Genomic DNA, 13140 nt, shown 5'->3' on the forward strand with positions numbered 1-13140 from the left:
CTTGCGTGGTGTTCCGGAAGCGAGGTTACGGTTGGACCGGCTGGATTTCGGCGGAAACGGCGAAGCTGGTGGCGAACGGGCAGGCGCTGGTTCGGGCTACTTCCCGCTGTCTCCTGCGCAGCTGGGCATCTGGTACGCGCAGCATGTCGACCCGCAGGTGCCGGTCAACATCGCGCAGTACGTGGACCTGCACGGTGAGCTGGATGTCGAGATCCTGGAACAGGCGAGCATCGACGCGTCGCACGAGCTCGGTTCGGGCTTCCTGCGCATCATCGAACGCGACGGCGAGCCACTGCAGTTCGTCGATCACAGCATCGCCGACTACGACAAGGTCACCTATGTAGACCTGCGCGCCGAGGCCGATCCGGCCGCGGCCGCGATGGCGTGGATGCGCGCCGAGTACAGCCGCCCGATGGACCTGACCACCGACCGCCTGATCGCGGTCGCGGCGCTGCAACTGGCCGACGACCACTGGTACTGGTACTCGCGAGCGCATCACGTCACGCTCGACGGCTTCGGCGCGATGACCAACCTGAACCGGATCGCCGAGCTGTACACCTCGTACGCGAACGGCACCGAGCCCGCTGTCTCCAAGGCCACCGACCTGCACACGCTCTACGAGCAGGAAATGGCCTACCGCGAGAGCAAGCGGTTCGGCACCGACAAGGAGTACTGGTCCGAGCGGGTCGCCGGACTGGAGGAGGGCACCAGCCTGACCGGCCGGTCCGCCCCGCCCGCCGCGATCAACGGGATCGCCAGCGCGGCACTGTCGAACTACCAGAACGAATTGTTGGATGCGGCTGTGCGGCGCCATGATTCGTCGCCCGCCGGTCTGCTGCTCGCCGCGTTCGCCGCGTATCTGGCGCAGTGGAACGGCGTCGAGGACGTCATCCTGAGCCTGCCGGTGACCGCGCGCACCACCGCGGCGATGCGCCGCTCGGGTGGTGTCTCGTCGAACATCGTGCCGTTGCGGCTGCACGTCGGCCACGACACGACCGTCGGCGAACTGCTCAAGCAGGTGACGGTCGAGGTGTCCGGCGCGCTGCGGCATCAGCGCTACCGGCACGAGGACATCCGCCGCGATACCGCCGGCGACGGCGTGGTGACCACGGAATTCTTCGGTCCGTGGGTCAACATCATGCTGTTCCACGACGAGCTGGTGATGGGCCCGATGGTCGGCCAGCTGCACGTGCTGTCCACCGGCAGCATCGAGGATCTCGGCGTCAACTTCTATCAGTCGGTCGCGGGTACCCGCTCGCACATCGACTTCGAGACCAACCCGAACCTCTATACCGAAGACGAAGCGCAGCGCCATCATTCGCGCTTCCTCGAGTTCTTCGACCGGTTCCTTGCGGCCGCCGACGACGCCGCGGTCTGGGCGCTGGACGTCACCACCGCCGATGAGCGGGAGCGCTCGCTGCTGGAGTGGAACGACTCCGACCAGGACGTGCCGGACACCACGCTGTCGGCGCTGCTCGATGCGCAGATGCCGTTGGCGCCGAACAACATCGCGCTGGATTTCGAGGGCGCGACGCTGACCTACGCGGAGTTCGACGCGCGGGTCAACCGGCTGGCCCGGTTCCTGATCGCCGACGGTGTCGGCCCGGAATCGCTTGTCGCGCTGGGCATGCGACGCTCGTTGGAGCTGGTCATCGGCATGCACGCGGTGCTCAAGGCCGGTGGCGCGTACGTGCCGATCGATCCGGATCACCCGGCCGATCGCACCGCCTACATCCTCGACAGCGCGGCACCGGTCTGTGTGTTGACGCTGTCCGCCGATGCGCTCGACCTACCGGAGTCGGTGCGGCAGGTGCCGATCGACACCCTGGACGTGTCGGCGTACTCCGCCGAGCCGGTGACCGACGCGGACCGCGTCGCGCCGCTGCGGCCGGACAACACCGCCTACGTCATCTACACCTCGGGTTCGACCGGACGCCCCAAAGGTGTTGCGGTCACCCATCACGCGATCGTCAACCAGCAGCTGTGGATGCTCGACGAGTATCGGCTCACTGCGGACGACGTGTATCTGCAGAAGACCGCGACCACCTTCGACGTGTCGCTGTGGGGCTATTTCCTGCCGCTGCTGGTCGGCGCGAAGCTGGTCATCGCCGCGCCGGACGGCCACCGCGATCCGCTGTATGTCGCGGAGATGATCGAGCGGCACGGGGTCACCGTGACCGACTTCGTGCCGTCCATGCTGACCGTGTTCGTCTCGCACGCGACCCAGGCGCAATGTGCCACGCTGCGTGCCGTTTTCGTGATCGGCGAGGCACTGCCGCCGGAGACCGCCGCCGGTTTCCGCGCGATCACGACGGCGGGTCTGCACAACCTGTACGGCCCGACCGAGGCCGCGGTCTCGGTGACCTACTGGGAGGCGACGGCCGCCGACACGGTGACCGTGCCGATCGGTATCCCGGAGTGGAATGTCTCGGTCTACGTGCTGGATTCGCGGCTGCGCCCGGCCGCGATCGGCGCACCGGGAGAGCTCTACCTCGGTGGCCGTCAGCTGGCACGCGGCTACCGAGGCCGCCCGGACCTGAGCGCGGATCGCTTCGTCGCGAACCCGTTGTCCGACAACGGCGAACGCATGTACCGCACCGGTGACCTGGTGCGCTGGAACGACGCGGGCACGCTGGAATACATCGGCCGCACCGACTTCCAGGTGAAGTTCCGTGGTCAGCGCATCGAGCTCGGTGAGATCGAGACCGACCTGCTCGCGCACCCTGCGGTCAGCCAGGCCGCGGTGCTGGTGATGGATACCGCCACCGGCCAGCAGCTGGTGGCCTATGTTGTTCCCGCGCCGGGACATTCGGTCGATCCGATCGAGCTGACCAGGTTCGCGGCCGAGAAGCTGCCCAGCTACATGGTGCCCGCGTCGGTCATGGTGCTGGATGCCTTCCCGCTCAACACCTCCGGCAAGCTGGACCGAAAGGCGCTGCCGGAGCCGGTTTTCAGCGCGGACGCGACGAGCTTCCGTGCCCCGCGCAACCAGGCTGAGCAGATCGTGGCGGGCATCTTCGCCGACGTGCTGAGCCAGGACCGCATCGGCATCGACGACAACTTCTTCGATCTCGGCGGCAACTCGCTGGTCGCGACCCAGGTGGTGTCGCGGATCGGCGTGGCGTTCGGCACCCAGATCGGGGTGCGCGCGCTGTTCGAGTCCCCGACCGTGGCCGGGATCGCCGCCCGCGCGGAGAACGCCGGCCAGACCGAGGGCGCCCGGCCGCCGCTGGTGGCCCAGCAGCTGCCCGAGCGGGTGCCGCTGTCGCTGTCGCAGCAGCGGATGTGGTTCATCAACCAGTTCGACTCGACCGTGCCCGCCTACAACCTGCCGTTCGTGGTGCGGTTGCGCGGCGAGGTCGACCTTGATGCGTTGCAGGCCGCGCTGATCGATGTGGTCGCGCGCCAGCAGTCGCTGCGCACGATCTTCCCCGAGTCCGGCGACGGCGGCTACCAGCAGGTGCTGCCGGTCGACCAGGTCGATCTCGGCATCGCGATCGAGCCGATCGACGAGACCGAATTGCACGGTGTACTCACCGCTTTCGCGTCCACCGGCTTCGACGTGTCGCGCGAGCTGCCGATCCGGGTTCGGGTCTACGCGGTGACCGGTGGCCGGGCGAACGGCACCGCCGATTACGCGGTCGCGTTCGTGGTGCATCACATTGCCGCGGACGGCTTCTCGTTCGGCCCGCTGGCCCGCGACGTAGCCGCCGCCTATCTCGCGCGGGCCGCGGGGCAGGCGCCGAGCTGGGCGCCGCTGCCGGTGCAGTACCAGGACTTCAGCGTCTGGCAGCGCGAGCTGCTCGGCGCCGAGTCCGACCCGGGCTCCATGGCCGCCCGCGAAATCGCCTACTGGCGCCGGGCTTTGGCCGGGCTGCCCGATCAGCTCGACCTGCCCGCGGATCGCCCGCGCCCGCCGGTGCAGAGCTTCAGCGGTGGCCGGGTCTCCTTCGACATCGATGCCGAACTGCACCAGCGGCTTTCGGCGCTGGCGCGGGCCCAGGGCGTCAGCCTGTTCATGGTCATGCACGCCTCGCTGGCCGTGCTGCTGGCCCGGCTGTCGGGCACCAACGACATCGCCATCGGCACCCCGGTCGCCGGACGTGGCGAGCAGGCCCTCGACGACCTGATCGGCATGTTCGTCAACACGCTGGTGCTGCGCTCGGAGGTCGACGGCAGCGAGCCGTTCACCGAATTCCTCACCCGCACCAGGGAAACCGACCTCGCCGCGTTCGCCTTCGCCGACGTGCCGTTCGAGCGCCTCGTCGAGGTGCTCAACCCGACCCGCTCGCAGGCGCGGCATCCGCTGTTCCAGGTGATGCTGTCGTTCCAGGAAATGTCGCACGCGACACTGGAACTGCCCGGCCTCTCGGTCACCGCCGACGAACTCGACGTCGACATCGCCAAGTTCGACCTGCAGTGGACCGTCACCGAAGAACGTGGCGCCCAAGGCGAGCCGGCGGGCATGGCCACGGTGGTCTCCTTTGCCACCGATCTGTTCGACGCCGCGACCGTCGCCGAATTCGGCCGCCGCTACCTGCGCGTGCTCGAGGCCGCCGTCAGCACGCCGCAGGCCGCGGTGCGCGATATCGACATCCTCGACGATGCCGAGCGCACCCTCGTCCTCACCGGCTGGAACCAGACCGCGCACGAGTTACCCGCGGCGACCGTGCTCGACCTGTTCGAGGAGCAGGTCCGCCTGCGCCCGAACGACATTGCCGTGCTGTTCGACGGCGGCACCCGCAGCGCCGGTGAATTCGGCCCGCAGGTCCAGCTGAGCTACGCCGAGTTCTCGGCGCGAGTGAATCGCTTGGCGCGCAAGCTGATCGCCGAGGGCGTCGGCCCGGAAAAGCTGGTCGCCGTCGGCATCCGCCGCTCGGTGGACATGCTGATCGCCATCTACGCCACCATGACCGCCGGTGGCGGCTATGTGCCGATCGATCCGGACCACCCGGCCGAGCGCACCGACTACGTGTTGGCCAACTCGACGCCGGTGTGCGTGTTGACGACTCTGTCCGACGACGTCAAGTCGGCGGACTGCCCGGTGATCGCCGTCGACACCCTGGATTTGAGCGAATTCGGTGACGGGCCGATCACCGACGCCGAGCGCCGCGCACCGCTGCGCCCGACGAACGCCGCGTACGTGCTCTACACCTCCGGCTCCACCGGCCGACCCAAGGGCGTGGCCGTCAGCCATGCCAGCGTGCTCAACCAGATCGCCTGGATCACCGGCGAATACCGGATGGGCCCGGCCGATGTGGTGCTGCAGAAGACGCCGGTCACCTTCGACGTGTCGGTGTGGGAGTTGTTCGGCACCTTGGCCGTTGGTGCCCGGATGCTCATCGCCGCGCCCGACGGGCACCGCGATCCGATGTACCTCTCGGAGATCATCGGACGGCACCAGGTCACCATGACCTCGTTCGTGCCGTCGATGCTCTCGGTGTTCGCCGGTGCCGCGTCCACCGCCGAATGCGCCTCGCTGCGTGCGGTTCTCGTCGCCGGTGAGGCGCTGCCGCCGGCCACCGTCGCCGCGTTCCGGCAGTTCTCCACCGCCGCGATGCACAACCTGTACGGTCCGACCGAATTCACCGTGCACGCCACCGCCTGGCACCTCAACGAGGTGGCGCCCACCTCGGTGCCGATCGGGCGCCCGGTGTGGAACGCGCAGGCCTACGTGCTCGACGAGGGCCTGGACCCGGTCCCGGTCGGCGTGCCCGGCGAGCTGTACATGGGCGGCGTGCAGACCGCCCGCGGCTACCACGGCCGTCCTGACCTGAGCGCGGAACGCTTCGTCGCCAACCCGTTCGGCGCGCCCGGCAGCCGGCTCTACCGCACCGGCGACCTGGTCCGCTGGGTCGAGCCGCACGATCCCGAGGTCGGCGCCGCGGGCGTGCTGGAGTACATCGGTCGCACCGACTTCCAGGTGAAGTTCCGCGGCCAGCGCATCGAGCTCGGCGAGATCGAGGCCGCGCTGCTCGACCACCCGGCCGTCACCCAGGCGGTCGTGCTCGTGCTGGACACCGTGGCGGGCGACCAGCTCGTCTCCTACGTGGTCACCCCGGCGGGCCCGGTCGACATCGACAACATCAAGAACGCCCTGCATCGCACGCTGCCCGCGTACATGGTGCCGTCGGCGATCGTGGTGCTGGAGGCGTTCCCGCTCAATCCCTCCGGCAAGCTCGACCGTAAGGCGCTGCCCGCGCCGGTGTTCGAGGTGCGCGAATTCCGTGCGCCGACAACGCCGATCGAGGAGATCGTCGCGCAGATCTTCGGCGAGGTGCTCGGCATCAACCGGGTCGGCGTGGACGACGACTTCTTCGAACTCGGTGGCAACTCGCTGATCGCGACCCAGGTCGCCTCGCGCCTCGGCATCGCGCTGGACACCCGGGTGCCGGTGCGCATGCTGTTCGAGGCGTCCACCGTCGCCGCGCTCGCGGCCAGGGTGGAGTCGCACGCCGGTGACGGCGCGCGCAAGGCGCTGGTGGCCCGCGTCCGTCCCGAAGAGGTGCCGCTTTCGCTTGCGCAGCAGCGCATGTGGTTCCTCAACCGGTTCGATACCGCGTCGGCGGTCAACAACATCCCGGTGGCCATCCGGCTGTCCGGCGATCTCGACGTGGCCGCGCTGCAGGTCGCGGTCATCGATGTGATCGACCGGCACGAGTCGCTGCGCACCGTGTTCCCGGAGACCAAGACCGGTCCGGTGCAGGTGGTTTTGGACGCGGCGCAGATCGTGCCCGACCTGACGCCGATTCCGGTGACCGAGCACAACCTGATCGACCACCTGGTCCAGCTCGCCTCGATGGCGTTCGACGTGACCAACGAAGTGCCCTTGCACGCAAGGCTTTTCGAGATCAGCGAGACCGAGTACGTGCTCGGCATGGTGGTGCACCACATCTCCGCCGACGGCTGGTCGATGGGCCCGCTGGCCCGCGACGTGATGGTGGCCTATGCCGCGCGCACCTCGTGGGAGGCCCCGGCCTGGTCGGCGCTGCCGGTCCAGTACGCGGACTACGCGCTGTGGCAGCGCGAGGTGCTCGGCTCCGAGGATGACCCGAGTTCGTTGATCGCCAACCAGATTCGCTACTGGGCTCGCGAACTCGCGGACCTGCCAGACGAATTGGTGCTGCCCTCGGATCGGCCGCGCCCCGCGGCGGCGTCCTATCGCGGCGGCACCTACCCGTTCGTGATCTCCGGCGAGACCCAGCGCGCGCTGGTCGATCTCGGCCGCAGGCACAACGCCTCGCTGTTCATGGTCATGCACAGCGCATTGGCCGTGCTGCTCGCCCGCGCCAGCGGCACCGGCGACATCGCCATCGGCACGCCGGTGGCCGGTCGCGGTGAGGCCGCGCTGGACGACCTGATCGGCATGTTCGTCAACACGCTCGTGCTGCGCACCGAGGTGGACGGCGCGGCCAGCTTCGCCGATCTACTCGCGCAGGCCAGGGAAAAAGATCTGCACGCGTTCGCGCACGCGGACGTGCCGTTCGAGCGGCTGGTCGAGGTGCTCAACCCGGCCCGCTCGCAGGCCAGGCATCCGCTGTTCCAGGTGATGCTGACCTTCCAGAACACCAGGCAGGCCAGCCTGGAGCTGCCAGGACTCTCGGTCAACGGCGTCGACTACGACGCGCGCCTGGCCAAGTTCGACCTGCAGCTGACCCTGCAGGAGACCCAGGACGAGCTGGGCGACGCGGCCGGTATGTCGGCCGAATTCTCCTACGCCGAAGACCTTTTCGACGAGGACACGGTCGCCGCGTTCGCGCGCCGACTGGACCGGGTGCTCGCGGCCGTCGCCGCCGACCCGAACGTGCCGATCGGCGACATCGACCTGCTCGCGCCCGAAGAACAAGCTCAGGTACTGGTCGACTGGAACGACACCGCGCACCGGGTGCCCGGCGCGACGCTGGTCTCGCTGTTCGACGCGCAGGCCGCGGCGACACCGGACGCGCCGGCGCTGCTCTTCGACGAGGAGCGGCTCACCTACCGCGAACTGCAGGTGCGGGCCAACCGGATCGCCAGGCAGCTGATCAAGGCGGGCGTCGGACCGGAATCGCTGGTCGCGCTGTCCATCCGCCGCTCCAACGAGTTGGTCATCGCGATGTACGCGGTGCTGCAGACGGGCGCGGCGTACGTGCCGCTCGACCCGGATCAGCCCGCCGACCGGATCAACCACATCGTCGACACCGCGCGCCCGCGGATGATCCTGTACCGGTCCGCGGACGGGTTCGGCATCGACCTGCAGCGCGAGGTCTCGGTCATCGCGATCGAGGGCATCGAGGGCGTGCCCGGCATCGCCGCTTCCAGCGGCGCGCCGATCACCGATGCCGAACGCACCCAACCGCTTCGGCCGGGCAACACCGCCTACGTCATCTTCACCTCGGGCTCGACCGGTCGCCCGAAGGGGGTGGCGGTCAGCCATGCCGCCATCGTCAACCGGCTGCTGTGGATGCAGCACGAGTACCCGATCGGGCCCGGCGACGCCGTGCTGCAGAAGACGCCCGCCACCTTCGACGTGTCGGTGTGGGAGTTCTTCTGGCCCTTGCAGACCGGCGCGCGACTGGTCGTCGCGAAGCCGGACGGGCATCGCGACCCGGTGTACCTGGCGCAGCTCATCGCCGAACACGGCATCACCACGGCGCATTTCGTGCCGTCGATGATGTCGGTGTTCGTGTCCACCCTCGGCAGCGAGAACGGTGACGCGGACGGGTATCCGTCGTCGCGGCTGCGGCAGGTGTTCGCCTCCGGTGAGGCGCTGCCCGCGCAGACCGCGCAGCGTCTCCGCGAGTTGACCGGCGCCAAGCTGCACAACCTGTACGGCCCGACCGAGGCTGCGGTCGACGTCACGTATCACGAAGTGACGGAATCGGATTCGGTCTCGGTGCCGATCGGCCGGCCCGTGTGGAACACCCGGGTCTTCGTGCTCGACGCCCGGCTGCACCCCGTCGCACCGGGTGTCGCAGGTGAGCTCTATCTCGCGGGCGATCAGCTCGCGCTCGGCTACCTCGGTCGCGCGGACCTGACCTCGGACCGCTTCGTCGCCAATCCGTACGGCGCCGCGGGTGCGCGGATGTATCGCACCGGTGACCTCGTCACCTGGACGGCGGACGGCGAGCTGGAGTACTTGGGCCGCACCGACTTCCAGGTGAAGCTGCGCGGCCTGCGCATCGAACTCGGCGAGATCGAGGCCGCGCTGCTGACCCAGCCCGGCGTCGCGCAGTCCGTCGTCGTGGTGCGCACCGACGCGCACGCAGGCGATCAGCTGGTGGGTTATGTTGTCGCCGAATCGGATTCGGTCATCGACACCGACGCGGTCAAGCTGGCGCTGGCCGGCCTGCTGCCGGGCTACATGATTCCGGCCGCACTGGTCGTGCTCGACGCCTTCCCGGTCAACGCCAGCGGCAAGCTCGATCGCAGGGCGCTGCCCGCGCCGGTGTTCGAGGCCAAGCAGTTCCGCGCCCCGGCGACGCCGATCGAGGAGATCGTCGCGGAGGTCTTCGCCGATCTGCTCGGGCTGCCGCGCGTCGGCGTGGACGACGACTTCTTCGAGCTCGGCGGCAACTCGCTGGTCGCCACCCAGGTGGTCGCGCGGCTGAGCGCGGCGCTGGACACCGAGGTCGGTGTGCGCGCGCTGTTCGAGGCGCCGACCGTGGCCGCGCTGGCCGCCCGCGTCGAGTCGCGGGCGGGAACCGGTGCGCGCCAAGCGCTTACGGCACAGGTGCGGCCGGAGCGCCCCCCGCTGTCGCTCGCGCAGCAGCGGATGTGGTTCCTCAACCGCTTCGACGCCGACTCGGCCGCCAACAACATCCCGGCCGCGGTGCGGCTGGAGGGCGCGCTCGATTTGGCGGCACTGCGCGGCGCGGTCGCCGACGTGGTCGCGCGGCACGAATCGCTGCGCACCGTCTACCCGTCGCAGGACGGCGTCGCCTACCAGCGGGTGCTGCCCGCGACCCGGGCGATCCCGGACCTGGAGGTCTTCCCGGTCGCCGAGGGCCAATTGCTCGGCGCGCTCTACGAATTCATCGAGCGCGGCTTCGACGTGACGGCCGAGCCGCCGGTGCGGCTGCGTGCTTACCAGCTCGGCGACCAGGATTACGTGCTGGTTGTCGTGGTGCACCACATCGCGACGGACGGCTTCTCGATGCGGCCGCTGGTCCGCGACCTGATGACCGCCTACGTGGCCCGCACCTCGGAGTCCGAGCCGGGCTGGCCGCCGCTCGCGGTGCAGTACGTGGACTTCGCGCTGTGGCAGCGGGCGACGCTCGGCTCCGAGGACGATCCCACCTCGCTGATCTCCGAACAGCTCGACTATTGGCGCGACGCGCTCAACGGTCTGCCCGACGAGCTGCGCCTGGCCGGGCGTCCGCGGCCCGCGGTCGCGTCGTATCAGGCAGGGACACACCGGTTCCGGGTGCCCGGCGAGCTGATCGACGAGTTGAACCGGGTCGCGCACGCGCACGGCACCACGCTGTTCATGGTGGTGCACAGCGCCTTCGCGGCACTGCTCGCCCGACTGAGCGGTTCCGACGACATCGCCATCGGTATCCCGGTGGCCGGTCGTGGTGAGCGGGCCCTCGACGACCTGGTCGGCATGTTCGTCAACACCTTGGTGTTGCGCGCGCAGGTCGACACCGACGCGTCGTTCACCGATTTGCTCGCGCAGGTACGTGAGCGCGATCTGCAGGCGTTCGCACACGCCGACGTGCCGTTCGAGCGGCTGGTCGAGGTGCTCAACCCGGCCCGCTCGCAGGCGCGGCATCCGCTGTTCCAGGTGATGCTGTCGTTCCAGAACCTGGGCCGCGCGTCGCTCGAGCTGCCCGGCCTGCTGGTGTCCGAGCTCGGCATCGACCAGCCGACCGCGAAGTTCGACCTGCAGCTCACGCTGAGCGAGGTGCAGGGCACGGAGGCGTCGATGGACGCCGAACTTCTTTACGCCACCGACCTTTTCGACGGCGTGTTCGCGAATACCTTCGCCGAGCGCTTCCTTCGCGTGCTCGGTGGCGTCGCCGCCGAACCGACCGCCGCCGTGGGCGATATCGAGCTGCTGGACGTAGCCGAGCGCGAGCTGGTCGTCGAGCGGTGGAACGACACCGAATTCCCGGTGGACGCGGCGCTGACCTCGCCGGTGGGCGATGCCGCCGCGACGCTGGTCTCGCTGTTCGAGGCACAGGTCGCGCGCACTCCTGAAGCGCACGCGGTGACGTTCGAGGGGACAAGTCTGTCCTACGCCGACTTCGCCGGGCGGGTACACCGGCTGGCGCGCTGGCTGAAGAAGAACGGCGTCGGCCCGGAATCGTATGTCGCCCTTGGCATGCGGCGCTCGATCGACCTCGTCGTCGGCATGTACGCGGTGAACGCCGCCGGTGGCGCCTACGTGCCGCTGGACCCGGATCACCCGGCCGAGCGCACCGACTACATCCTGGAGACCGCGCGCCCGGTGTGCGTGCTGACCTCCGGCACCGACCTGGCCTCCACGGGTTCCAGGCAGGTGCGCATCGACGAGCTCGACCTGTCGGAGTTCTCCGACGCGCCGCTGACCGACGCCGATCGGCACAAGCCGTTGCGCCCGGCCAACACCGCCTACGTCATCTTCACCTCCGGTTCCACCGGTCGCCCGAAGGGTGTCGCGGTCTCGCACGCGGCCATCGTCAACCGCCTGGTCTGGATGCACGCGGAGTACGGCCTCGCCGCCTACGACGTGGTGCTGCAGAAGACGCCGGCCACCTTCGACGTGTCGGTCTGGGAGTTCTTCTGGCCGTTGCAGGTCGGCGCGCGCCTGGTGATCGCCAAGCCGGACGGCCACCGCGATCCGGCCTACCTGGCGCGACTGATCATCGAAGAGCGTGTCAGCACAGCGCACTTTGTGCCGTCCATGCTCTCGGTGTTCGTCGCCGAGGAGCGCGCGGCCGAATGTGTCAGCCTGCGTAATGTTTTCGCCTCCGGTGAGGCGCTGCCGGCCGTCACCGCGCAGCGCCTGCGCACGCTGACCGGCGCCAGGCTGCACAACCTGTATGGCCCGACCGAGGCCGCCGTCGACGTCACCTTCCACGAGGTGACCGAGGCCGACACCAGCTCGGTGCCGATCGGCGCCCCGGTGTTCAACACCCAGGTGTACGTGCTGGATTCGCGGCTGCGGCCGGTTCCGGTCGGCGTGCCCGGTGAGCTGTACCTGGCCGGCGCGCAGCTGGCGCACGGCTATGTGGCGCGCCCGGACCTGACCACCGAGCGGTTCATCGCGAACCCGTTCGGCGACGCCCAGCGCATGTACCGCACCGGCGACCTGGTCTCCTGGACCGAGGACGGCGAGCTGGAGTACTTGGGCCGCACCGACTTCCAGGTGAAGCTGCGTGGTCTGCGCATCGAGCTCGGTGAGATCGAGAACGCGCTCACCGCGCTGGAATCGGTCGCGCAGGCGGTGGTGCTGGTGCGCACCGACGAGCGGACCGGCGATCAGCTGGTCGCCTACGTGGTCGGTGACCCGGATCGGGCGTTGGACGTCGAGTCGGTCAAGGCCGCGCTCGGCGCGCAGCTGCCCACCTACATGGTGCCTTCGGTTTATGTGGAGCTCGACGCGTTCCCGCTGAACCCCTCCGGCAAGCTGGATCGCCGGGCACTGCCCGAACCGACGTTCGCGGCCAAGACTTTCCGCGCACCCACCACTCCGGTGCAGGAGATCGTCGCCGATACCTTCGCCGCGGTGCTCGGTGTCGAGCGGGTCGGCCTGGACGACGACTTCTTCGAACTCGGCGGCAACTCGCTGGTGGCCACCCAGGTGGCGGCTCGGCTCGGCGAGGCCCTCGATACCCAGATTCCGGTGCGCGCGCTGTTCGAGGCGTCCAGTGTCGCCTCGCTCGCCGCCCGCGTGGAATCGGCTGCCGGACAAGGCGGCCGGGCGCCGCTGGTGCCGCAGGAGCGCACCGGCCTGGTGCCGCTGTCGCTGGCACAGCAGCGGATGTGGTTCCTCAACCGGTTCGACAACCGCACCGCGGTCAACAACATCCCGGTCGCCATCCGGCTCACCGGCGAACTCGATATCGCGGCGCTCAACGCCGCCATCGGCGATGTGCTGGCCCGCCACGAGGCGCTGCGCACCGTGTACCCCGAGGTGGAAGGCACCGGTTACCAGCGCATCCTGCCGGTATCCGA

The 13140-nt window shown here is 69.2% G+C and carries 1 protein-coding gene (only partly in view); it reads left to right on the plus strand.

All coding sequences use genetic code 11. The annotated features are described in order from the left end of the window. Positions 1-31: 31 nt before the first annotated feature. Positions 32-13140 carry the 5' end (the start) of a non-ribosomal peptide synthase/polyketide synthase gene (locus ABZ942_RS24815; protein WP_357385768.1) on the plus strand. 30523 nt of this gene lie beyond the right edge of the window, so the window shows 13109 of its 43632 coding nt (coding positions 1-13109); it begins with the start codon at positions 32-34; its stop codon lies off the right edge, out of view.

This window comes from Nocardia sp. NPDC046473 (genome assembly GCF_040645995.1).
Taxonomy (GTDB): Bacteria; Actinomycetota; Actinomycetes; order Mycobacteriales; family Mycobacteriaceae; genus Nocardia.